The following is a 21,150-nucleotide window of genomic DNA, read 5'->3' as shown; positions in this document are numbered from 1 at the left end:
CGGCGGCGGGCGGTGCGGCGGCCGCAGGCCGGGCCGGCGGCGCCGGGGTGGCGGCCGCCACCGCCTGGACCTGCGGCTCGGGCGCGCCACCCTCGTCGTCGTCCTCGTCCTTGCGGCCCATAAGCTTGTTGAAGAAGCTCTTCACGCCCTTGCCGGCATCGGCGGAGGCCACCGCCACGCCGGGTCGCGACCCGCGGGCCTCGATCTCGGCCAGGGCCACGTCATACTTGGCGAGAGGGCGGCCGTTGGAGGGTACGTGGACGGTCTTGCCGTCCGGGAACACGCGGGCGAGTTGGTCGTGGCTCATGCGCGGCCAGTGCCGCACCGATCCGGTGTCCATGTGCACGAACGGCGAGCCGGAGGTGGGATAGAAGCCGACGCCGCCGCGCTGGAGCCTGAGCCCCGCTTCGCGCAGACGCACCAGGTCGACGCCGGGAATGAAGAAATCCATCGCCTTGCCCAGCATGTGCTGGGAGGTCTTCGCCACGCCGCGGCTGCGCGAGCGCAGCATGGCGTTGGTGGCGGGCGACCGGTAGGAACTCACCACCTGGATCGGCGCCGTGGCGTCGGTCTCGCGATAGACCTCCCACACGATGTCGAACAGCTGCGGGTCCATCTTGGTGGGCTCGTTGGTGCGCCAGTCGCGCAGGAACCAGTTGAGCTTCTCAAGCGCCGCGCTGTCGTAGCGGCCGTCCTTCTTGAAGGTGAACGTGCCGCTCTCGCCCGTGTGGGTGTGGTGGATGAGCAGCGTGCGGGTGTCGCCGTTGGCCACCGCATTCTGCAGCGATGTGGTGCCGCACAAGGCGAGCAGGGCGCCGAGGCCCACCACCTTCAGCCGGCGGATTGCGCCGACGAGACGGGAGGGGAGAAGAAGCGGCGCAGGAAGGATGTGCAATGGCTCGAACCCGAGGCTCAGGTCTGGTCGGTGCCGCGACTGTTGCCGCGGCGCGATGCAATCGGAGTCTTGTCGGGTTCGGTTAAGGGCGGCTTTACGCCCCTCTCCCCCATGTCACGCCGTCGTGAGTAGTGGCGGACTGTGGCGAAAACGTGCCGGAGCGCGTGCGCGCTTGACCGTGGCTTTCCCGCCACGGGCCTCGGGGGCGAATCAGTCGGGAGGGGGCCGGTGCCGCGGTCGGCACCGGCAGGACCCGGCTCAGCGGGTGCGCGTGGTCTGGTTCTCGGCGATCCGGTGACGCCCTTCGAGGCCGAGGATGGTCTTCACCTGCGCGTTAATGCCGTAGAGGTCCTCGCGCACGCGCAGCCGTCCGGTCTCGTCCACCATGGCATTGAAGTAGACGATGTGCACCGGGAAGCGCTGCTTCAGGTTCACGTAGCGCTCCTGGCTGCCGAACATCTTGGCGATGCGGCCCTCGGTCCAGGTGTCGCCCGGCATGCCGAGGGTGAAGATCACCTCGCCGAACTTCAGCGGCTCGAACACCCGCACGCAGCCGTGGCTGTAGGCGCGGCGGTCGTTCTGGAACAGCGAGCGCGACGGCGTGTCGTGCAGGTAGACCGAATGGTCGTTGGGGAACATGAACTTGATGCGCCCCAGCGCGTTGCGCTCGCCCGGCGGCTGGCGGAAGGAGACGCCGCCCGAACCGTTGCTCACCACCTGGATGCCGCGCCGGCCGAGCGCGCTCGGATCGGACCGCAGCAGCGGCATCATCTCGTTGCGGGCGATGGAGGGCGGGATGTTCCAGGCCGGGTTCACCACCACATACTGCATGTCGCGGCTGAGCAGCGGCGTCGGCGTCTGCGGCTTGCCGACCACCACCCGGGTCTCGTGGATCTTCCGCTCGCCCTGGTAGATGCGCACCAGATACTCGGGGATGTTCACCATCACATAGGCGTCGCCCAGATCGCGCGGCAGCCAGCGCCAGCGCTCCATGTTGGCGATCACGTCGGCGGTGAGGCTGCCGCCGCCTCCGCCGGCATCCTTGTTGAGGGCGGCGACGGTGGAGGCGCCCACATTGCCGGTGGGCGAGACGCCGCTCGATTCCTGGAACGCCTTCACGGCATCCACCAGCGCCGGGTCATAGACCAGATCGTTGGGTGCGCCCGAGGTGCCGAGGCGGGTGCGCAAAGACGGCACGCGCGGATCGCTCGCACCCGGCCGCAGCAGCGGGCCGGTGGCCACCGGCGCGATCTTCGGCGTGGTCTGTCCGGCGACCTCCTTCAGCTTGGCCTTCAGCGCCTTGTAGCCGGCATGGGGCGGGTTGAAGGCGGCGAGCGCCGCATTGGCGTCGGGCGCGGCGGCGAGAGCGTCGAGCACCGCGGCCGGCACGGGGATGTCGCGCACCGGCGTCACCAGAGAGGAGATGCGCGAAGGCTCGAAGCGCCCGGCCTGGGCGTGGCGCGCATAGGTGAGGGCCGCCACGGCGAGATGCAGCTCGGCGCGGGCGAGGGTCAAGGCGTCGGCCCGGCGCGGCAGCGGCGGCACCGCATAGTCGTCCGGATCGAGGCCGTCTTCCTCGGCCGCGCGCAGGCGGGCGATCACCGCATTGCCGCGGGCATCGAAGCCGGCGGCGTCGACGAACACCGGGCGGCCGTCGCGCGCGCCGTAGAAGGCGGCGAGGCCCTCCTGGAAAGTCTTGTTGCCGGTGAGGCTTTCCGGGTGCACCAGCAAGGCGCGGATCTCGCCCGCCACCAGGCCAAGCGGGTCGGCCTGGGCGACGCTCGGGGCCGGCGCTGGCTGCGCCGCACTCTGGGCGGGAGCGGCCTGGGCGGGGGCGATCTGGGCGGGCGCTGCCGGCGCCGCCTGCTGGACCGGGGCCGCGGGCGCGGCCGGTGCGGGAGCGGCAAGGCTCGGCGGCGCGGGCGGCTGGCCCTGGTGCGCCTGGCCCTGGTGCGGCTCGCCGCTTCCGGCGCTATCGACGCCGGACACCGCGGTCGAGGCGCCGAAGCCGGCGGAATGGGTGACGGGCGCCGCCGCGGGCGGGGCGGGAGATGCGGTCTGCGCCGGCGGCACCGACATCGGCCCGACGGAGCCGGGGCGGAACACGGTGGTGGGAGGGGAGGCCTTCGCCGCGCCGGCGGGAAGCTCGGCGGTGCCGGGCAGGTCGTCCTGCTCGGCATGCACGATGCCGGGCGCCGTCGCCAGCATCACGGCGAGCACGCCTGCGGGCGCCATGCGCCTGAAGTCCCGGCGCCTGAAGTCCCGGCCGCGCGCCACGGCACGCTCAAGTGCGCCCAGCAACTTACCGTGCATGGGTCAGATCTCCTCCGAATGGCCCGCGAGGAGCGTTGGTGCCGCTTCGCCGCCGGGCGATCAACTCACAAGCTTGCGTGACACAGGGATTTCATCGTCCTGTAACTCACCGGCAACAAACGGTGCCCATGGTGGTTCCCGGGTCCGGCCCGGCATGGTTAACGCACCGCTTTCACTCGGCGGCGATGGCCAGGGGCGCCGCGCCGAGCATGACTTCCTCAGCGGCAGGCGCCGCCTCGATCTCCGCCAGCTTGCGGTACAGCGTCGAGCGGCCGATGCCGAGACGCCGCGCCACCTCGGTCAGGCGTCCGCCATAGAGCGTGCAGGCGAAGCGGATCAGCTCCGCCTCCACCGCGTCGAGCGCGCGCACATGGCCGGCGTCGTCGAGCAAATCGAGCCCTTCGGTGCGGACCGGGGCGAGGCTCGGCGCCATGCGGTCGGCGAGGCGGATCACCGTGGCGCCGTCGCGCGTCCGCCCGTCGGGTGCGGCGGCCACGGGCCGGCCGCGGGCGAGGGCATTGGCGATCGCCACTTCCAGGCGCAGCGCCCCGGCCGGTTTCACCACGAAGTCGCACGCCCCGGCGCGAATCGCCGAGCGCGCACCGTCCAGGCCGCCGGGCGTCACCGCCACGATCACCGGCGTCGCGTCGCCGCGGGCCGCGAGCGCGCGCAGCACGCCCATGCCGTCGAGGCCGGGCACCACGAGGTCCAGCAGAACCGCGTCGAACGGCTCGCGCGACAGGCGGTCGAGCGCGGCGTCGCCGTCCTCCACCCAGCTGGTGCGGTGGCCGAGATGCGCGAGGGCCGCGGCGAGGCGGCGGGCCTCGTCGGCATCGTCCTCGACGAGGAGCAGGGAGGAGGTCATGGGCGTCCGGGATGGGAGGCGAGGCAGATGATACCGCGCGAGCTTGGCCGGCGATGGTTAAGGGATGTCTAAGGCGGCGCCGCTTGCCCGCGACCCCTTGCGGCGCGGCGCCGTTTCAGGGGATTTTGCGCCAGGGCTTCCGTCCGTCCGGCGCTGCGGGCGGTGCGGAGGGCCGAATCGCCTGCTGCCAGATTGCTGTTCGAATCGCCTTTCCGAAGTCCTCTTTCCGCAGTCCGCGTCTCCCGGCTCCGGCGGCGCCTGCCGCAGAGCCGGTCCGCTTCTCCGTCCTGACCTGGCGTGCCCTCGTGCCTGCCTCCCGTTGCTGATACCCCTTGGCATCGGGCGCCGCGCATCCCAATTTCAGCCCAGGCGCCACGCCCGCAGTAAGGCGCCGCTTTTCGGAGGTTCCATGTCCGTTCCCTTCTCCGGCTTTCCCTCGCCCGCAGCGCCGAGCGCGCCGCGTGCCGCCCCCGCCTCGGCCCTTGCCGCCAGCACCGAGGCGCAGGACCTGCCGGAATGGAACCTTGCCGACCTCTATGCCGGCATGGATGCGCCCGCGCTCGCCGACGACCTCAAGACCTCGGATGCGGCCTGCCTCACGTTCGAGGCCGACTACAAGGGCAAGCTCGCTGCGCTCCTCGACGGCCCCGACGCCGGCGAGGCGCTCGCGGCCGCGGTGCGGCGCTACGAGGAGATCGACGACCTCATGGGCCGCATCGCCTCCTATGGCAGCCTGGTCTATGCCGGCGACACCTCCGACCCGGCGCGCGCCAAGTTCTACGGCGACATCCAGGAGCGCCTGACCGACGCCTCCACCCATCTGCTGTTCTTCACGCTGGAGCTGAACCGGCTGGACGACGACAAGCTGGAGGCCGCCATGGCGGTGCCGGCGCTCGGCCACTACCGGCCCTGGATCGAGGACCTCAGGAAGGACAAGCCCTACCAGCTCGACGACAAGATCGAGCAGCTGTTCCACGAGAAGGCGAGCCCCTCGCGCAGCGCCTGGAGCCGGCTGTTCGACGAGACCATCTCCTCGCTGCGCTTCCAGGTGAACGGCCAGGAACTGGCCATCGAGCCGACGCTCAACCTGATGCAGGACCCCAAGGAGGAGGTGCGCCGGGCCGCCGGCCTCGCGCTCGCCGACACCCTGGGCAAGAACGTGCGCCTGTTCACCCTCGTCACCAACACGCTGGCGAAGGACAAGGAGATTTCCGACCGCTGGCGGGGCTTCTCCGACGTCGCCTCGGCACGCCACCTCTCCAACCGGGTGGAGCAGGAGGTGGTGGACGCCATGGTCTCGGCGATCTCCGCCGCCTATCCGCGCCTGTCGCACCGCTATTATGCGCTGAAGGCGCGCTGGTTCGGCAAGGAGCGGCTGGAATTCTGGGACCGCAACGCGCCTTTGCCCAAGGTCGCGACCCGCGACATCGCCTGGGGCGAGGCGAAGGACACCGTGCTCCAGGCCTACGGCACCTTCTCGCCGAAGATGGCGGACATCGCCCGCGCCTTCTTCGACAAGTCCTGGATCGACGCGCCGGTGCGCCCCGGCAAGTCGCCGGGCGCGTTCGCGCACCCGACCGTGCCGTCCGCGCACCCTTATGTGCTGCTCAACTACCAGGGCAAGCCACGGGACGTGATGACGCTTGCCCACGAACTCGGCCACGGCGTGCACCAGGTGCTCGCCGGCCGCCAGGGCGCGCTCATGGCGCCGACGCCGCTGACGCTGGCGGAGACCGCCTCGGTGTTCGGCGAGATGCTCACCTTCCGCCGCCTGCTGGCCGCCGCCGAGACGCCGCAGGCGCGCCGCATCATGCTCGCCCAGAAGGTGGAGGACATGATCAACACGGTGGTGCGCCAGACCGCCTTCTACACCTTCGAGCGCCACGTCCACACCGAGCGGCGCGAGGGCGAACTCACCTCCGACCGGCTCGGCGAGATCTGGATGAAGGTGCAGACCGAGAGCCTCGGCCCGGCGATCCATCTCGGCTCCGGCTATGAGAGCTTCTGGACCTACATTCCCCACTTCATCCATTCGCCGTTCTACGTCTACGCCTACGCCTTCGGCGACTGCCTCGTGAACTCGCTCTACGCGGTCTACGAGAAGGCCTCCGACGGCTTCGCCGAGCGCTATCTGGACATGCTGGCGGCGGGCGGCACCAAGCACCATTCCGAACTGCTCGCCCCGTTCGGCCTCGATGCCCGCGACCCGGCCTTCTGGCAGACCGGCCTCTCGTTGATCGAGAGCATGATTTCCGAGCTGGAGGGCATGGAGGCCTGAGAAGCCGGGCGGCTGGCAAAAAAGCCGGGCCGGGCCGCCCGGCCTTTACCACTGCGCAACCGTCCTGCGGCGAGAATCCCGGCATGATGCCGCGGACTGGCCTTTTCGCCCTCGCCCTCCTTGCCGCCTGCGCCGCGGCGGGGTCGCCGGCGCGTGCCGAGAGTGCCGCGCGCCTCGCCCAGAAGGCGGCGCCGCTGCCGCCGCTGCCGCCCGCCAAGGGCAGCGACGGTGCGGCGCTGAAGGCCGAAGTCGCCGGCACCCGGGAATTCCAGGAGCGCCTCAAGGCGGAGATCGAGGCGGCCAAGGGCGACCGCGGCAAGCTCTCCCGCCTGCTGGTTGACGCCTCCGGGCGCGCCCGCGACATCGAGCAGCGCATCATCGACCTGGAAGCGCGCATGGGCCGCCTCGACCAGGCCGCCAAGGCGCTCGACATCTCGCTCGCCGAGCGGCGCGGCGTGCTCGCCCAGGTTCTGGCGGCGCTGCTGCGCATGGGGCGCCAGCCGCCCCCGGCTCTGGTGATGCGCCCGGACGACGCGCTCGACGCGGTGCGCTCGGCCATCCTGCTCGGCGCGCTGGTGCCCGAACTGAGGGTCGAGGCGGAGACGCTGGCCTCCGACCTCACCGAGCTGTCGCGGGTGCGCGGCGAGCTGGCCGAGGCCCGCGGCACACTGGCGCGGCTGGGGACGGTATTAGAGGAGGATCGCGCGCGCCTCACCGCCCTCATCAGCGAGCGCCAGCGTCGCCAGCAGGAGAACGATCCCCTGCCGGCAGCAGACCGCGCCCAGGCCGAAGGCGTCGCCAAGGCGAGCGGCGACGTGCACGATCTCGTGACCCGGCTGGAGGCCGAGGTGCCGCCCGCGGCCCGTGCCGCCGAGGCCGCCCTTCAGGTCCCCCCGGCGCCGCAACCGGCTTTACGGCGCGACCTCGGGCGGGAGGACGACCCGGCGCGGCTGCGCCCCGCTTTGGCCTTCACCGACGCCAAAGGCTTGCTGCCGCTTCCTGTTGCCGGGGTCCGGCTGCGCGAGTTCGGCGCGCCGGACGCCGCCGGCGGGGCCGAGAAGGGGCTCACCATCGCCACCCGCTCGGGCGCCCCCGTAAGTGCTCCGGCGGACGGCTGGGTGGTCTATGCCGGCCCGTTCCGCAGCTATGGACAACTCTTGATCCTCAATGCGGGCGGCGGCTACCATATTCTCATGGCGGGCATGGACCGGATCACTGTGGACCTCGGCCAGTTCGTCCTGGCCGGCGAGCCGGTGGCGGTGATGGGCCGCGCGGGCAGGGTGGGCCCCACGGGGCCTTCAGCCCCGGCCGGCGGTCCTCCAGCCTCGGGACAGCCCCAATTGTATGTAGAGTTCCGCAAGGACGGGGTGTCGATCGATCCCGCTCCCTGGTGGGCGGCAGCAACGGATAGTCGGAAGGTGCGCGGATGATGCGTCGGACGTCTTTGTTTCTTTTCGGCGCAGCCGCCGGGGCGCTGGTGGCGTTCACCGTGGTGCAGCCGCGGCTCTTCTTCGGGATGACGGCCGAGGCCGCGTCCTCAGATACCTACCGGCAGCTTGACCTGTTCGGCGACGTGTTCGCGCGCGTGCGGTCGGACTATGTGGAGAAGCCCGAGGATTCCAAGCTCGTGGAGTCCGCCATCAAGGGCATGCTCCAGGACCTCGACCCGCATTCGTCCTACATGGACGCCAAGACCTACCACGACATGCAGGTGCAGACCTCCGGCGAGTTCGGCGGCCTCGGCATCGAGGTGAAGATGGAGGATGGCCTGGTCAAGGTCATCGCGCCCATGGAGGACACTCCGGCCGCCAAGGCGGGCGTGATGGCCGGCGACCTCATCACCAAGCTCAATGACGAGCAGGTCCAGGGGATGACCCTGACCGAGGCGGTGGACAAGATGCGCGGCGAGGTCGGCGCGCCGATCCGGCTCACCATCTCCCGCAAGGGCATCGAGAAGCCCTTCGAGGTGAAGGTGACGCGTGCCGTCATCAAGATCCAGGCCGTCCGCTCCAAGGTGGAGCAGGATGACATCGCCTATATCCGCATCAACCAGTTCACCCAGCAGACCAATGCCGGCCTGGAGAAGGCCATCGACAACCTCACCAGCGAGATCGGCGCGGACAAGATCCGCGGCTACATCATCGACCTGAGGAACAATCCCGGCGGCCTCCTGACCCAGGCGGTGGAGGTGTCGAGCGCCTTCATGGACCGTGGCGAGGTGGTCTCCACCCGCGGCCGCAATCCCGAGGAATCCCAGCGCTACAATGCCCGCGGCGGCGACCGGACCAAGGGCAAGCCGGTGATCGTGCTGGTGAACGGCGGCTCCGCCTCGGCCTCCGAGATCGTCGCCGGCGCGCTCCAGGACCACAAGCGCGCCACGGTGCTCGGCTCGCGCACCTTCGGCAAGGGCTCGGTGCAGACCATCATCCCGCTCGGCCGCGAGGGCGAGAACGGCGCGCTGCGCCTGACCACGGCGCGCTTCTACACGCCGTCGGGCCGCTCCATCCAGGCCAAGGGCATCGACCCCGACATCATCCTGGTGCAGGACCTGCCGGAGGAAGAGAAGGCCAAGCTCGGCGCGACCGGAGACGGCCGCAGCGAGTCCTCGCTGAAGGGGCATCTCAAGAACGGCGAGGAGGAGCAGACCGGCTCGCCCGCTTACGTGCCGCCGGAGGCCAAGGACGACACCCAGCTCAAGCTCGCCATCGAGCTGATGAAGGGCTCGGTGAAGAACGCGGCCTTCCCGGCCACCTCCGAAAAGACCAGCCGGGCCAACTGAGCGCGACACCGGCTGCGCCCCCTTTGGGGCAGGTATCCGAGGCCCCGCCCGCCAGGCGGGGCCTCATTGTTTTGCGACTCTTCGTCGGCCCCGCCGAGCGATTTGGCGGCGGCCGCCGGCACCTGCCCTAGGGTAAAATCACCGGCTGGCGCGGCTTCGCGGGGCCAGCCGGGCGCCGGCGGTGCGCTCACGGTGCGGCAATGCGGCATATCGGCCTATCTTCGGTCATGTTGCCGCCTTCAACGGCCTGTGTTAGGCACACCGGGATTTCGCGGCGCGGGATTATCCCTCGGGGCGGGTCACACTAGAATATTCCCAACAGATCAAGGGCTTGGGCAGAAGCGCGCATGGTGCGCCGCATCAGGTCGCAAGTCCGAGAGAGGTGCGGGTGGCGGAGACGATCGTGTCAGGCATGGCGGGGCGCTATGCAACCGCGCTGTTCGAGCTGGCCGAAGAGGCCGGCGCCATCGATGCCGTGCAGGCGGACCTCGGCCGGCTGTCTGGCCTGATGGCCGAAAGCCCGGACTTGGCGCGGCTCGTGCGCAGCCCGGTCTTCACCGCCGAGCAGCAGCTCGCGGCGATGGCTGCGGTGCTCGACAAAGCTGGCATTGCCGGCCTCGCCGGAAATTTCGTGCGTCTGGTGGCCCAGAACCGCCGCCTGTTCTCGCTGCCGCGCATGATTACCGATTATGCCGCCCTCGTCGCCAAAAGCCGCGGCGAGACCACGGCTGAAGTCACGGTGGCCGCGCCGCTCGGCGATGCCCACCTCGCCGCCCTCAAGGAGGCGCTGGCGCAACAGACCGGCAAGGACGTGCATCTCGACGTGACCGTCGATCCGTCCATCCTCGGTGGTCTCATCGTGAAGCTCGGCTCGCGCATGGTCGATGCTTCCCTGAAGACCAAACTCAATTCTATCCGGCATGCGATGAAAGAGGTCCGCTGATGGACATTCGAGCCGCTGAAATCTCCGCGATCCTCAAGGAGCAGATCCAGAACTTCGGCCAGGAGGCGGAAGTCTCCGAGGTCGGCCAGGTTCTCTCCGTCGGCGACGGCATCGCGCGCGTCTATGGCCTCGACAACGTCCAGGCGGGCGAGATGGTCGAGTTCGAGAACGGCACCCGCGGCATGGCGCTGAACCTCGAGATCGACAATGTCGGCATCGTGATCTTCGGCTCCGACCGCGAGATCAAGGAAGGCCAGACCGTCAAGCGCACCGGCGCCATCGTCGACGTGCCGGTGGGCAAGGGCCTGCTCGGCCGCGTGGTGGACGCCCTCGGCAACCCGATCGACGGCAAGGGCCCGATCGAGTTCACCGAGCGCCGCCGCGTCGACGTGAAGGCGCCGGGCATCATCCCGCGCAAGTCCGTGCACGAGCCCATGCAGACCGGCCTCAAGGCGATCGACGCCATGATCCCGATCGGCCGCGGCCAGCGCGAGCTCATCATCGGTGACCGCCAGACCGGCAAGACCGCCGTCGCGCTCGACGCGATCCTGAACCAGAAGCCGCTGAACGCGGGCGATGCGCCGGAGAGCCAGAAGCTTTACTGCGTCTATGTCGCGGTGGGCCAGAAGCGCTCCACCGTCGCCCAGTTCGTGAAGGTGCTGGAGGAGCAGGGCGCGCTCGACTACTCGATCATCGTCGCCGCCACGGCGTCCGATGCCGCGCCGATGCAGTTCCTGGCGCCGTTCACCGGCACCGCCATGGGCGAGTATTTCCGCGACAACGGCATGCACGCGCTCATCATCCATGACGACCTGTCCAAGCAGGCGGTCGCCTATCGCCAGATGTCGCTGCTGCTGCGCCGCCCGCCGGGCCGCGAGGCCTATCCGGGCGACGTGTTCTACCTCCACTCCCGCCTGCTGGAGCGCGCCGCCAAGCTCAACGACGAGAACGGCGCCGGCTCCCTCACCGCGCTGCCGGTGATCGAGACCCAGGCGAACGACGTGTCCGCCTACATCCCGACCAACGTGATCTCCATCACCGACGGCCAGATCTTCCTGGAGAGCGACCTGTTCTACCAGGGCATCCGCCCGGCGGTGAATGTCGGCCTCTCCGTGTCGCGCGTCGGCTCGGCGGCGCAGATCAAGGCGATGAAGCAGGTGGCGGGCAAGATCAAGGGCGAGCTCGCCCAGTATCGCGAGCTCGCGGCCTTCGCCCAGTTCGGCTCGGACCTCGACGCCTCGACCCAGAAGCTGCTCAACCGCGGCGCCCGACTGACCGAGCTGCTCAAGCAGAGCCAGTTCTCGCCCCTGAAGGTCGAAGAGCAGGTGGCGGTGATCTTCGCCGGCATCAACGGCTACCTGGACCCGCTTCCGGTCTCCAAGGTGCGCGAGTTCGAGGCCGGCCTGCTGCTGGCGCTGCACGCCCAGCACCAGGACATTCTGGACACCATTCGGACCTCCAAGGAGCTCTCCAAGGAAACGACCGAGAAGCTGACCAAGGCGGTCGACGCCTTCGCCAAGAGCTTCGCCTGATCGCCCTGGAGTTGTCTCGAACTGACGGACGGTCGCGATGGCGAGCCTGAAGGACCTTAGAAACCGCATCGCCTCCGTGAAGGCGACGCAGAAGATCACCAAGGCGATGCAGATGGTCGCCGCGGCGAAGCTTCGGCGCGCCCAGGCGGCGGCTGAGGCGGCGCGGCCCTATGCCGAGCGCATGGAGACGGTGCTGGGCAACCTTGCGGCTGGCATGCTCCAGGGCGGCCAGGCGCCGCTCCTGCTCACCGGCACGGGCAAGAGCGAGCGGCACCTGCTGCTCGTCGCCACCGGCGAGCGCGGCCTGTGCGGCGCGTTCAACTCCTCGATCGTGCGCTTCGCTCGCGAGAAGGCGCTCTCGCTGATCGCCGACGGCAAGCAGGTGAAGTTCTTCTGCGTCGGCCGCAAGGGCTACGAGCAGCTGCGCCGCACGTTCCCGAACGACATCATCGAGCTGGTCGATTTGCGCGCGGTGCGCACCATCGGCTTCAAGGAGGCGAATGACATCGCCGCCAAAATCCTGCACCTGCTCGACCAGGGCGCGTTCGACGTCTGCACGCTGTTCTACGCTCACTTCAAGAGCGTGATCGCCCAGGTGCCCACCGCCCAGCAGCTCATCCCCGCGACCTTCGAGGCGCGCGCGGCCGATGCCGACGCCCCGGTCTACGAATACGAGCCGGACGAGGAGGAGATCCTCGCCGACCTGCTGCCGCGCAATCTGGCGGTGCAGATCTTCAAGGCGCTGCTGGAAAACCAGGCGTCGTTCTACGGCTCGCAGATGAGCGCCATGGACAACGCGACGCGGAACGCGGGCGACATGATCAAGAAGCAGACGCTGATCTACAACCGGACGCGTCAGGCCATGATCACGAAGGAACTCATCGAAATCATCTCCGGCGCCGAAGCGCTCTGACCACGGCCTGGACGAGGACAAAGGACGACGAACATGGCGAACCCCACCGGACGCATTACCCAAGTCATCGGCGCCGTTGTCGACGTGCAGTTCGACGGCCATCTGCCGGAAATCCTGAACGCGCTCGAGACCACCAATCACGGCAACCGCCTGGTGCTCGAAGTCGCCCAGCATCTCGGTGAGAACACCGTCCGCACCATCGCGATGGACGCCACCGAGGGCCTCGTGCGCGGCCAGCCCGTGACCGACACCGGCGCGCCGATCCAGGTGCCGGTGGGCGAGGCCACCCTCGGCCGCATCATGAACGTGATCGGCGAGCCGGTGGACGAACTCGGTCCGGTGGTCGGCGAAGGCAAGCGCGCCATCCACCAGCCGGCCCCGTCCTACGCCGAGCAGTCCACGGAAGCGGAAATCCTCGTCACCGGCATCAAGGTGGTGGACCTGCTCGCGCCGTACTCCAAGGGCGGCAAGATCGGCCTGTTCGGCGGCGCCGGCGTGGGCAAGACCGTGCTCATCATGGAGCTCATCAACAACATCGCGAAGGCGCACGGCGGCTATTCCGTGTTCGCCGGCGTCGGCGAGCGCACCCGCGAGGGCAACGACCTCTATCACGAGATGATCGAGTCCAAGGTGAACGTGGATCCCCACGAGCACAACGGCTCGGCCGCCGGCTCCAAGTGCGCCCTCGTCTACGGCCAGATGAACGAGCCTCCGGGTGCCCGCGCCCGCGTCGCGCTCACCGGCCTCACCGTCGCCGAGCACTTCCGCGACCAGGGCCAGGACGTGCTGTTCTTCGTGGACAACATCTTCCGCTTCACCCAGGCCGGCTCGGAAGTGTCGGCGCTGCTCGGCCGCATTCCCTCGGCGGTGGGCTACCAGCCGACACTGGCCACCGACATGGGCCAGCTGCAGGAGCGCATCACCACCACCACCAAGGGCTCGATCACCTCGGTGCAGGCCATCTACGTGCCGGCCGACGACCTGACCGACCCGGCGCCCGCCGCCTCCTTCGCCCATCTCGACGCGACGACCGTGCTTTCGCGCTCCATCGCCGAGAAGGGCATCTATCCGGCGGTGGACCCGCTGGACTCCACCTCGCGCATCCTCTCCCCGCTGGTCATCGGCGAGGAGCATTACAACGTGGCGCGTCAGGTGCAGCAGACCCTCCAGCGCTACAAGGCGCTGCAGGACATCATCGCGATCCTGGGCATGGACGAGCTGTCCGAAGAGGATAAGCTCACCGTCGCCCGCGCCCGCAAGATCGAGCGCTTCCTGTCCCAGCCCTTCCACGTCGCGGAAGTGTTCACCGGCTCCCCGGGCAAGCTCGTGGACCTCAAGGACACCATCGCCGGCTTCAAGGGCCTCGTCGAAGGCAAGTACGACTACCTGCCCGAGCAGGCCTTCTACATGGTCGGCTCCATGGATGAAGCCATCGAGAAGGGCAAGAAGCTCGCCGCCGAGGCGGCCTGAGCCAGAAGCCGTGACGGGGTGAGCCGGTAACCCCGAGATCCTGCTCCTGGTACCCGGCCTTCGGGCCGGCGGGATCGTGGGATGGCTCACCCGGCCCGAGCTGGCGGAAATCCGCCTGCCGGGCATCGACATCAAGCTCCAGGGCGCGCGTCCTGGAGGTGGCCTGACGTCGGAGCAGACCCGCCACATCGGCCTTGTTGCCGTGGTCGGCGGGATCATCGGGCTCGGTGTCGGGCTCATGGCCCAGCGCCGGCGCTGACGCGGCGACGCGCGGGCGCAAGGACGATCCGGAGACGAGAGACATGGCATCCCTTCCCTTCGAGCTGGTCTCCCCCGAGCGGCTGGTGTTTTCCGGCGCGGTGAGCGAGGTGATCGTCCCCGGTGCCGAGGGCGAGTTCGGCGTGATGGCGGGCCATGCGCCCTTCATCGCCATGCTCAAGCCCGGCATCCTCACCATCAAGGGCGACGGCGCGGACCGGCGCTATTTCGTGCGCGGCGGCTTCGCCGAGGTGAACGCGGCCGGCCTCACCATCCTCGCGGAGGAGGCAAAGCCGGCGGAGGAGATCGACGCCGGTGCGCTGGCCCAGCACATCAAGGACGCCGAGGAGGACGTGCGCGACGCCACCAGCGACGAGGCGCGCCAGCGCGCCCAGCGCCAGCTCGACGACCTCCGGCAAGTGGCCTTGGCGCTGCATCCCGGCGCGCCGGCCGCGACCGCGCACTGAGCGCCCGGGCGGGAGGTTTCCCGCCGCCAAGACCCAGAAAAGCGCATTCGAGGCCGGGCCGTCGCCCGGCCTTTTTGCTGTGCGCAGCGGACAGCCAAGAATCGCCGCGCGCCGGCCCCGCCGCGATGTGTCTCGCCGCGCGGACGTTCGCGGGTTGCCAGGCGTCCTGCCGCAAGGTTTCCTCACAAGAACGGCGGTGCCATCAGGTTCAGCTGGGGCAGGAGACGGCCATGACGCAACGGGGCAATGCGGACGCCGGGCCATCGCGCCGAACGGTGATGGCGGGCCTCTCGCTCGGTGCCGCCGGCGGCGGCGTCCTCGCCCTTTTTCCAAGGGAGGCGGCCGGCGAGGCGATCCCCGCACCGGCGCGGCCCGGGGACGAGGCCCTCATGCGCGAGGCGCTCGCCTTGGCGCAGGCCTCGAACCATCCCTATGGCGCCGTCATCGCGCGCGGAACCGAGGTGCTGGCGCGCGGCCGCAACCAGGTGGCGGAGGCCTCCGACCCGACGGCCCATGCCGAGATGACCGCCATCCGCAGCTTCGTGGCCGAGCGCGGCCCGGAGGGCATGCGCGGCGCCACCATCTATGCCACGGTCGAGCCGTGCATGATGTGCATGGGCGCGATCCTGTGGTGCGGCTTCGGCCGCGTGGTCTACGGCGCCTCCATGCAGGACCTCGCCGGCATCATGAGTCCCGGCAGCATCACCGCCCAGGAGACGGCCTCCAAGACGCTGTTCCTGAAGGTGGAGCTGACCGGCGGCGTGCTCGCCGGCGAATCGCTGGCCCTGTTCGAGCAGCGCAAGGACCTGTTCGAGTGGCACAAATAGCGCCGCCTCAGGCGGCTGCGAAGCGCCGGAATTCCTTCACCACCCGCACATAGACGTCGCGCTTGAAGGGGATGACGAGGTCGGCTACCCGGTCGATATCCTCCCAGCGCCAGGCGCTGAATTCCGGCTTGTGGCCGCCGCCGCCGGGCTGGGCGATGTCGATCTCGGCCTCGCTGCCGGTGAAGCGCAGGGCGAACCACTTCTGGGTCTGGCCGCGAAAGCGCCCCTTCCAGGCATCCTTGGCGACACGGCCCGGCAGGTCGTAGGTCAGCCAGTCCTCCACCTCGGCGAGCCGCGTCACCGAGCGGATGGAGGTCTCTTCGTAGAGTTCGCGCAGCGCCGCCTCGAACGGCTCCTCGCCCGGGTCGATGCCGCCCTGGGGCAACTGCCAGGAATAGGTCGCGTCCACATGCTCCGGACCCTTGAGGCGCTGGCCGAGGAAGACGCGGCCAGCCGGATTGAACACGCACAATCCGACGCAGGGGCGGTAGGCGAGGGCGTCGTGCCTGGGCTCGTGTCTGGGCTCGTGCTTGGCTTCGTGCTTCTCGTGCTTGGACATGGGCGGCCCTGCAGCTGAAAACGGCGCGGCGCGCCCGTTGCCGCATGTCATCGCGCGCGCCGCGCAGCGGCGCAAGGGTGCGCAAACGGCAAACGCCCCCTCCCTTGCGGAAGGAGGCGTTCCGGCCTCGGCCCGCTCCAGGCCGGCCTTCAGGCGGTCTTGCGCAGGCCTTCGTCGCGGGCCATCAGCTCGGCGAACGAGGGCAGGGCGACGCGCGCGCCAGTGGGGCTGATGAGGCCGCGGGCGCCGGCCAGCGCGCCGTCCACCAGTTCGAGGCCCAGAAGCCGGTCGCGGTCATAGGCGCCCGGCATCCACAGCTCGCGCGTGTGGTCCGCCGAGAAGCCGAAGCGCGCATAATAGGGCGCGTCGCCCACCAGCAGCACCGCCGCATGGCCTTTCGCCTTGGCGGCCCCGAGCGCATGGCGCATCAGCGCCCCGCCGAGCCCGCGCGCGCGGAACCAGGGATGGACCGCGAGCGGACCGAGCAGCAGCGCCGGCTTGCCGGGGCCGGCGGCCACGTTCCACAGCCGCACCGTGCCGGCCATGCGCCCGTCGGGGCCATGGGCGGAGAAGGCGAGGCCCTCGGCGGGAAGACGGCCCTCGCGCAGGCGCTCGGAGGACTTCATGAAGCGCGCGGCGCCCATGCACAGGTCCAGCAGGCCTTCGCGGCCGGCCACATCTTCCACGGTTTCAAGCACGATTTCAGTCATCGGCAGCTCCTGCGCCACAACCAAAACGGTGAGAAGAGCCGTCCCGCCGGCGCGGGTGCGCGCGGCAGTTCATGAAGAACCCGAAGGGACGGAGCGGAAGACGAGGGGGCGGCAAGCCCCCTCTTCAGATCACGTAGGACTTCAGCGGCGGGAAGCCGTTGAACGCCACCGCCGAATAGGTGGTGGTGTAGGCGCCGCAGGCCTCGATGATGACCTTGTCGCCGATGGAGAGCGACAGAGGCAGCTCCACGGGGGTCTTCTCGTAGAGCACGTCGGCCGAATCACAGGTCGGGCCCGCGAGCACGCAGGGGGCGACGTCGTCACCGTCGCGCGGGGTGCGCAGCGGGTAGCGGATCGCCTCGTCCATGGTCTCGGCGAGGCCGCCGAACTTGCCGATGTCGAGATAGACCCAGCGCATGGCGTCGGCTTCCGACTTCTTCGCGATGAGCACCACCTCGGCCTCGATCAGGCCGGCATTGCCGACCAGGCCGCGGCCCGGCTCCATGATGGTCTCGGGCAGCGCATTGCCGAAATGCTTGCGCAGCGCCGAGAAGATCGCCTCGCCATAGGCCTGCGCCGCCGGCACGTCCTGCAGGTACTTCGCCGGGAAGCCACCGCCGAGGTTCACCATGGAGAGCGCGATGCCGCGCTCGGCGCAGTCGCGGAAGATCGCCGCGGCGGACGCCAGCGCGCCGTCCCAGGCGTTCACGTTCTTCTGCTGCGAGCCCACGTGGAAGGACACGCCATAGGGCACGAGGCCGAGGCGGAAGGCGTGCTCCAGCACGTCCGTCGCCATTTCCGGCTCGCAGCCGAACTTGCGCGAGAGCGGCCACTCGGCGCCCGCGCCGTCGCACAGGATGCGGCAGAACACCTTTGCGTTCGGCGCCACGCGGGCGATCTTCTCGACTTCCTCGTAGGAATCGACGGCGAACAGGCGAACGCCCACCTTGAACGCGCGCTCGATGTCGCGCTCCTTCTTGATGGTGTTGCCGAAGGAGATGCGCTCGGCGCCCGCGCCGGTGGCGAGCACCATGTCGATCTCGCCGGTGGAGGCGCAGTCGAACGAGGAGCCCAGTTCCTCCAGCGCCTTCAGGATGGCGGCATCGGGGTTGGCCTTCACGGCATAGAACACGCGGGTGTCCGGCAGCGCGCGGGCAAACGAGAGATAGTTGGTGCGGACCACGTCGAGGTCCACCACCACGCAGGGGCCATCCTCTCGCCGGGTACGCAGGAATTCGCGGATGCGATCGGTCATGGATACCTCCCCGTGACCTGAAGCCAGTGAAGCGCAGGGAACTGCGCGACGACAGGACGGACGCTCCTTTAAGGGAGAGCCCGGGGCACGCGCTCGCATTCGCCCGGCGATGTGGACACGCCGACCGTCTGCGGGCCGTACCCGCTTCGCCGGGGCTTTACCCGGCCGCATCATCGGACCGAACGGCAGCAGAACCGCCCGCTTGGCCGCAAGGCAAAGCAGGAGCGAGGACGACTGCGCACGATTGGAGAGGGAAGTCCCGCTCCGCACGGCCGGCAAGATGTAGTGCCTCTTTAGTAACGCCGACCTTTGGAGGGCCGACCGAGACCAAAAAAGCCCTTACGTCGTTGCTTCAAGTCACGTCCCCCGCATTGAGGAGCGGGGTGGGCCGGTTCCCTCCGGCTTGTCGATCGTCCTGGCAGCTTTCCGGCCTCTTGTCCGGAGATCCTACCGACCGACACGCGACCACAGGCACGTGCGAATTTGGGCAACGCGGATGTAGGGTATTCGCCCCCCCCATGCAAGGGGCGATTTGATGATTTTCGCGGCGATGCGAAGGCAGGGCGCGGGGGCGCCCGCCCATGGTGCGTCGGCGCCTCCGCAGCCATCCGGCGACCGTCGCCGTGCGCGGCGTGCCATAGTGCAGAACACTTTTGCGCCGGCGACCACGCCCGCGCCCGATCGCCGCGCGGCCGGCCGGCCCCTTGATTGGCATCAATACAAAGAGCAAGGTGGCATTCTACAACGAGAACAATTCGGGGAACCCGGCGCCATCGGGGTCCCGTGCTGCGCAAGGTCCGAAATGAACTACGATCATTTCTTCGCCGATGCCATCGACGCGCTCCGCAAGGAGCGGCGCTACCGCATCTTCGCGGAAATCGAGCGCGACGCCTCGCGCTTCCCGCGCGCGGTCTGGCATTCGCCCGGCGGTCCCCGCGACATCGTGGTGTGGTGCTCCAACGACTATCTCGGCATGGGCTCCCACCCGAAGGTGGTCGAGGCCATGTGCGGCGCGGCGCAGGCCCGCGGCGCCGGCGCCGGCGGCACGCGCAACATCTCGGGCAACAGCCATGAAATCGTGATGCTGGAGCGCGAGCTTGCCGACCTGCACGGCAAGGAGCAGGGCCTGGTCTTCACCTCCGGCTATATCTCCAATGCCACCGGCATCTCCACCATCGTCAAGCTGATCCCCGACTGCGTGGTGATCTCCGACGAGCTCAATCACAATTCCATGATCGAGGGCGTGCGCCAGGGCGGCCGGCAGAAGGCCATCTTCCGCCACAACGACCTCGGCCACCTGGAAGAGCTGCTGAAGGCGGCCGGCGACCGGCCGAAGCTGGTGGCGTTCGAGAGCGTCTATTCCATGGACGGCGACATCGCCCCCATGGCCGGCATCTGCGACCTCGCCGAAAAATACGGCGCCATGACCTATCTCGACGAGGTGCACGCGGTCGGCATGTACGGCCCGCGCGGTGCCGGCGTCGCCGAGCGTGACGGCGTGATGCACCGCATCGACGTGATCGAGGGCACGCTGGGCAAGGCGTTCGGCGTGGTGGGCGGCTACATCACCGGCAAGCGCACCGTGATCGACGCCGTGCGCTCCTATGCGCCCGGCTTCATCTTCACCACCGCGTTGCCGCCGGCCATCGCCGCGGCAGCCGCCGCCTCGGTGCGGCATCTCAAGGAGTCCCAGGCGGAGCGCGAGGGCCAGCGCGCCCAGGTGGCCAAGGTGAAGGCGGCGCTCGCCGCCGCCGGCCTGCCCACCATGGAGACGCCGACCCACATCGTCCCGGTGATGGTGGGCGACGCCAAGGCCTGCAAGATGGCGTCCGATCTGCTGCTGGCGGAGTACGGCATCTACATCCAGCCCATCAACTACCCGACCGTGCCGCGCGGCACGGAGCGCCTGCGAATCACCCCGACGCCGTTCCACGACGACGCGCTGATCGCCCATCTGGCGCGCGCGCTCTCCGACGTTTGGGAGCGCCTGGAGCTGCCCTATGCGGACCGCGCCGCCGAGCGCGCCGACAACCAGCGCCGCACCGCGCTCGGCCCGGCCCCCATCCCGGTGCCCGTGGCCGGCGGTTGAGGGCCGCAGACGGCACGTCGACTGTGGATACGTGGACTTTCGACCCTCGCGGCCCCGGCATCGTCCGGGGCCGCGGCATTTTGGGAACGGGAAGGAAGCGCTCTCAGCCGCGCCCGCGGGCGGCACGGGTGGGCAGCACGTGGCGCTCGATGAAATTGCGGATCTCGATGGTGCGCGTCGCCTTGGAGATGATCGCGCCGTCGATGCCGTAGCGCCAGGCCAGCGCCTTGTTGGCGGGCTCGCGCTCGAAATGCTCCAGGTCGCCGATGAAGGCCGCCTCCTCCTCCTCGTCGAGGAAGAAGCCCTCCGCCACCAAAGACGGACTCAGCCGGCGGAAGATCGCCGCCATTTCGCGGAAGGGATATTCCGGATGGTACTGCACCGCCCAGCAGGTGCTGCGCCCGGCGCGAATCTCGGCCGCCTGCACCACGGAATGGTCGTTCGTGGCGAGGAGCTGCGAATCGGGCGGCAGCGTCTCCACCTCGTCGAGATGCACCGTCATGGCCTCGAACACGGGCGGCTTGTCGGCGAACATGGGGTGGGCGGCACCGCCCTGCGTCATGCGGATGCGCCGGCCGAAGCCCACCTCGCGGCCCTTGGGATTGAGCCGCACCACGCCGCCCGCGGCCACGGTGATGAGCTGGAGGCCCCAGCAGCTGCCGAAGATGGGCACGCCGGTCTCGAACGCCGCCCGCATCAGGGCGATCTGCGCCGCGATCGGGGCGCCGCCATTGTAGATGTTGAGCGAGGAGCCGGTGATGGCGATGCCGTCATAGCCCTCCAGCCCGCCGCTGTCGGGCAGGTTGGCGCCGGGATCGGCGGGATAGCAGATGTCGGCGATGGCGCCGGGGCACAGTTCGCGCAGCAGGCGGGCATAGCCTTCGCTGGCGGCTTCGCCGCCGAACTGGACCTGGCGCGCACGGGCTTCGGCGGTGTTGCCTTCGACGACCAAAAGGCGGGGGGCGGGCATGATCCTCACGGGGACTTGGGAAAACGT

Annotated in this window: 18 protein-coding genes; 11 read left to right on the top strand and 7 right to left on the bottom strand. The window is 69.4% G+C overall.

Annotated elements, in window-relative coordinates; genetic code table 11:
• The 3 genes from mepK to D9R14_RS15910 all read right to left on the bottom strand — a co-directional run.
• Positions 1 to 829: peptidoglycan L,D-endopeptidase MepK (gene mepK / locus D9R14_RS15920; protein ID WP_245420843.1), on the bottom strand; the 829-nt coding region annotated here is incomplete at its 3' end.
• A 324-nt stretch (positions 830 to 1,153) separates the two neighbouring features.
• The gene (locus tag D9R14_RS15915) at positions 1,154 to 3,130 is read right to left on the bottom strand and encodes a L,D-transpeptidase family protein (protein ID WP_147453044.1); all 1,977 of its coding nucleotides are present in this window, start codon (positions 3,128 to 3,130) and stop codon (positions 1,154 to 1,156) included.
• A 250-nt stretch (positions 3,131 to 3,380) separates the two neighbouring features.
• Positions 3,381 to 4,073 (bottom strand): response regulator, encoded by a 693-nt coding sequence (locus tag D9R14_RS15910; RefSeq protein ID WP_121624323.1) that lies wholly within the window; start codon positions 4,071 to 4,073, stop codon positions 3,381 to 3,383.
• 409 nt (positions 4,074 to 4,482) lie between these two features.
• Between D9R14_RS15910 and D9R14_RS15905 the strand changes: the two genes are divergently transcribed.
• The 10 genes from D9R14_RS15905 (at position 4,483) to D9R14_RS15860 (ending at position 15,540) form a co-directional block, all read left to right on the top strand.
• The gene (locus D9R14_RS15905; protein ID WP_121624322.1) at positions 4,483 to 6,351 is read left to right on the top strand and encodes a M3 family oligoendopeptidase; all 1,869 of its coding nucleotides are present in this window, start codon (positions 4,483 to 4,485) and stop codon (positions 6,349 to 6,351) included.
• Positions 6,352 to 6,434: 83 nt separating this feature from the next.
• Positions 6,435 to 7,781: a murein hydrolase activator EnvC family protein gene (locus D9R14_RS15900; protein WP_245420841.1), complete on the top strand. Its 1,347-nt coding sequence runs from the start codon at positions 6,435 to 6,437 to the stop codon at positions 7,779 to 7,781.
• Positions 7,778 to 9,130, top strand: coding sequence for a S41 family peptidase (locus D9R14_RS15895; RefSeq protein ID WP_121624321.1), 1,353 nt, complete (start codon positions 7,778 to 7,780; stop codon positions 9,128 to 9,130). Before D9R14_RS15900 ends, D9R14_RS15895 begins: the two co-directional genes overlap by 4 nt.
• 412 nt (positions 9,131 to 9,542) lie before the next feature.
• Complete coding sequence (locus D9R14_RS15890) at positions 9,543 to 10,073, top strand: F0F1 ATP synthase subunit delta (RefSeq protein ID WP_210313881.1); 531 nt, start codon at positions 9,543 to 9,545, stop codon at positions 10,071 to 10,073.
• The gene (gene atpA / locus D9R14_RS15885) at positions 10,073 to 11,605 is read left to right on the top strand and encodes a F0F1 ATP synthase subunit alpha (RefSeq protein WP_121624319.1); all 1,533 of its coding nucleotides are present in this window, start codon (positions 10,073 to 10,075) and stop codon (positions 11,603 to 11,605) included. Before D9R14_RS15890 ends, atpA begins: the two co-directional genes overlap by 1 nt.
• 37 nt (positions 11,606 to 11,642) lie before the next feature.
• On the top strand, positions 11,643 to 12,518 hold the full coding sequence (locus D9R14_RS15880; RefSeq protein ID WP_121624318.1) for a F0F1 ATP synthase subunit gamma: 876 nt from the start codon (positions 11,643 to 11,645) through the stop codon (positions 12,516 to 12,518).
• A gap of 33 nt (positions 12,519 to 12,551) precedes the next feature.
• On the top strand, positions 12,552 to 13,988 hold the full coding sequence (atpD, locus tag D9R14_RS15875; protein WP_121624317.1) for a F0F1 ATP synthase subunit beta: 1,437 nt from the start codon (positions 12,552 to 12,554) through the stop codon (positions 13,986 to 13,988).
• Between the two features lie 76 nt (positions 13,989 to 14,064).
• Positions 14,065 to 14,247 (top strand): hypothetical protein, encoded by a 183-nt coding sequence (locus D9R14_RS15870; protein ID WP_245420840.1) that lies wholly within the window; start codon positions 14,065 to 14,067, stop codon positions 14,245 to 14,247.
• A 43-nt stretch (positions 14,248 to 14,290) separates the two neighbouring features.
• Entirely contained in the window at positions 14,291 to 14,713 is a 423-nt protein-coding gene (locus D9R14_RS15865; protein WP_121624315.1) for a F0F1 ATP synthase subunit epsilon, read from the top strand.
• Between the two features lie 230 nt (positions 14,714 to 14,943).
• Positions 14,944 to 15,540, top strand: coding sequence for a nucleoside deaminase (locus tag D9R14_RS15860; protein ID WP_245420839.1), 597 nt, complete (start codon positions 14,944 to 14,946; stop codon positions 15,538 to 15,540).
• 7 nt (positions 15,541 to 15,547) lie between these two features.
• Here the strand turns inward: D9R14_RS15860 and D9R14_RS15855 are convergent, their stop codons facing one another.
• The 3 genes from D9R14_RS15855 to D9R14_RS15845 form a co-directional block, all read right to left on the bottom strand.
• Positions 15,548 to 16,099, bottom strand: a complete 552-nt coding sequence (locus D9R14_RS15855) for an RNA pyrophosphohydrolase (protein ID WP_121624314.1) — start codon at positions 16,097 to 16,099, stop codon at positions 15,548 to 15,550.
• A gap of 149 nt (positions 16,100 to 16,248) precedes the next feature.
• Positions 16,249 to 16,809: a GNAT family N-acetyltransferase gene (locus D9R14_RS15850; RefSeq protein ID WP_121624313.1), complete on the bottom strand. Its 561-nt coding sequence runs from the start codon at positions 16,807 to 16,809 to the stop codon at positions 16,249 to 16,251.
• Positions 16,810 to 16,933: 124 nt separating this feature from the next.
• A complete protein-coding gene (locus D9R14_RS15845) occupies positions 16,934 to 18,064 on the bottom strand; it encodes a type III PLP-dependent enzyme (protein WP_121624312.1) in 1,131 nt (376 codons plus the stop codon).
• A gap of 802 nt (positions 18,065 to 18,866) precedes the next feature.
• On the opposite strand from D9R14_RS15845, the gene hemA reads away from it, so the two are divergent.
• Positions 18,867 to 20,153: a 5-aminolevulinate synthase gene (gene hemA / locus D9R14_RS15840; RefSeq protein ID WP_121624311.1), complete on the top strand. Its 1,287-nt coding sequence runs from the start codon at positions 18,867 to 18,869 to the stop codon at positions 20,151 to 20,153.
• A 103-nt stretch (positions 20,154 to 20,256) separates the two neighbouring features.
• Here the strand turns inward: hemA and D9R14_RS15835 are convergent, their stop codons facing one another.
• Positions 20,257 to 21,123 (bottom strand): type 1 glutamine amidotransferase, encoded by an 867-nt coding sequence (locus D9R14_RS15835; protein ID WP_121624310.1) that lies wholly within the window; start codon positions 21,121 to 21,123, stop codon positions 20,257 to 20,259.
• Positions 21,124 to 21,150 lie beyond the last annotated feature (27 nt).

Source organism: Xanthobacter tagetidis (assembly GCF_003667445.1).
Lineage (GTDB): Bacteria > Pseudomonadota > Alphaproteobacteria > Rhizobiales > Xanthobacteraceae > Xanthobacter > Xanthobacter tagetidis.
Note: the sequence above shows the minus strand (reverse complement) of the source record. Positions and strands in the feature narration are given on the sequence as shown.

What these genes read in the sequence shown, in the direction of transcription:
- D9R14_RS15895 (WP_121624321.1), top strand. Translation starts at nt 7,778, where the DNA reads ATGATGCGTCGGACGTCTTTGTTTCTTTTCGGCGCAGCCGCCGGGGCG.
- D9R14_RS15915 (WP_147453044.1), bottom strand. Translation starts at nt 3,130, where the DNA reads ATGGCGCCCGCAGGCGTGCTCGCCGTGATGCTGGCGACGGCGCCCGGC.
- D9R14_RS15850 (WP_121624313.1), bottom strand. Translation starts at nt 16,809, where the DNA reads ATGACTGAAATCGTGCTTGAAACCGTGGAAGATGTGGCCGGCCGCGAA.
- atpD (WP_121624317.1), top strand. Translation starts at nt 12,552, where the DNA reads ATGGCGAACCCCACCGGACGCATTACCCAAGTCATCGGCGCCGTTGTC.
- D9R14_RS15845 (WP_121624312.1), bottom strand. Translation starts at nt 18,064, where the DNA reads ATGACCGATCGCATCCGCGAATTCCTGCGTACCCGGCGAGAGGATGGC.
- D9R14_RS15910 (WP_121624323.1), bottom strand. Translation starts at nt 4,073, where the DNA reads ATGACCTCCTCCCTGCTCCTCGTCGAGGACGATGCCGACGAGGCCCGC.
- D9R14_RS15905 (WP_121624322.1), top strand. Translation starts at nt 4,483, where the DNA reads ATGTCCGTTCCCTTCTCCGGCTTTCCCTCGCCCGCAGCGCCGAGCGCG.
- atpA (WP_121624319.1), top strand. Translation starts at nt 10,073, where the DNA reads ATGGACATTCGAGCCGCTGAAATCTCCGCGATCCTCAAGGAGCAGATC.
- D9R14_RS15880 (WP_121624318.1), top strand. Translation starts at nt 11,643, where the DNA reads ATGGCGAGCCTGAAGGACCTTAGAAACCGCATCGCCTCCGTGAAGGCG.
- D9R14_RS15855 (WP_121624314.1), bottom strand. Translation starts at nt 16,099, where the DNA reads ATGTCCAAGCACGAGAAGCACGAAGCCAAGCACGAGCCCAGACACGAG.
- D9R14_RS15890 (WP_210313881.1), top strand. Translation starts at nt 9,543, where the DNA reads ATGGCGGGGCGCTATGCAACCGCGCTGTTCGAGCTGGCCGAAGAGGCC.
- D9R14_RS15900 (WP_245420841.1), top strand. Translation starts at nt 6,435, where the DNA reads ATGATGCCGCGGACTGGCCTTTTCGCCCTCGCCCTCCTTGCCGCCTGC.
- D9R14_RS15865 (WP_121624315.1), top strand. Translation starts at nt 14,291, where the DNA reads ATGGCATCCCTTCCCTTCGAGCTGGTCTCCCCCGAGCGGCTGGTGTTT.
- D9R14_RS15835 (WP_121624310.1), bottom strand. Translation starts at nt 21,123, where the DNA reads ATGCCCGCCCCCCGCCTTTTGGTCGTCGAAGGCAACACCGCCGAAGCC.
- D9R14_RS15860 (WP_245420839.1), top strand. Translation starts at nt 14,944, where the DNA reads ATGACGCAACGGGGCAATGCGGACGCCGGGCCATCGCGCCGAACGGTG.
- hemA (WP_121624311.1), top strand. Translation starts at nt 18,867, where the DNA reads ATGAACTACGATCATTTCTTCGCCGATGCCATCGACGCGCTCCGCAAG.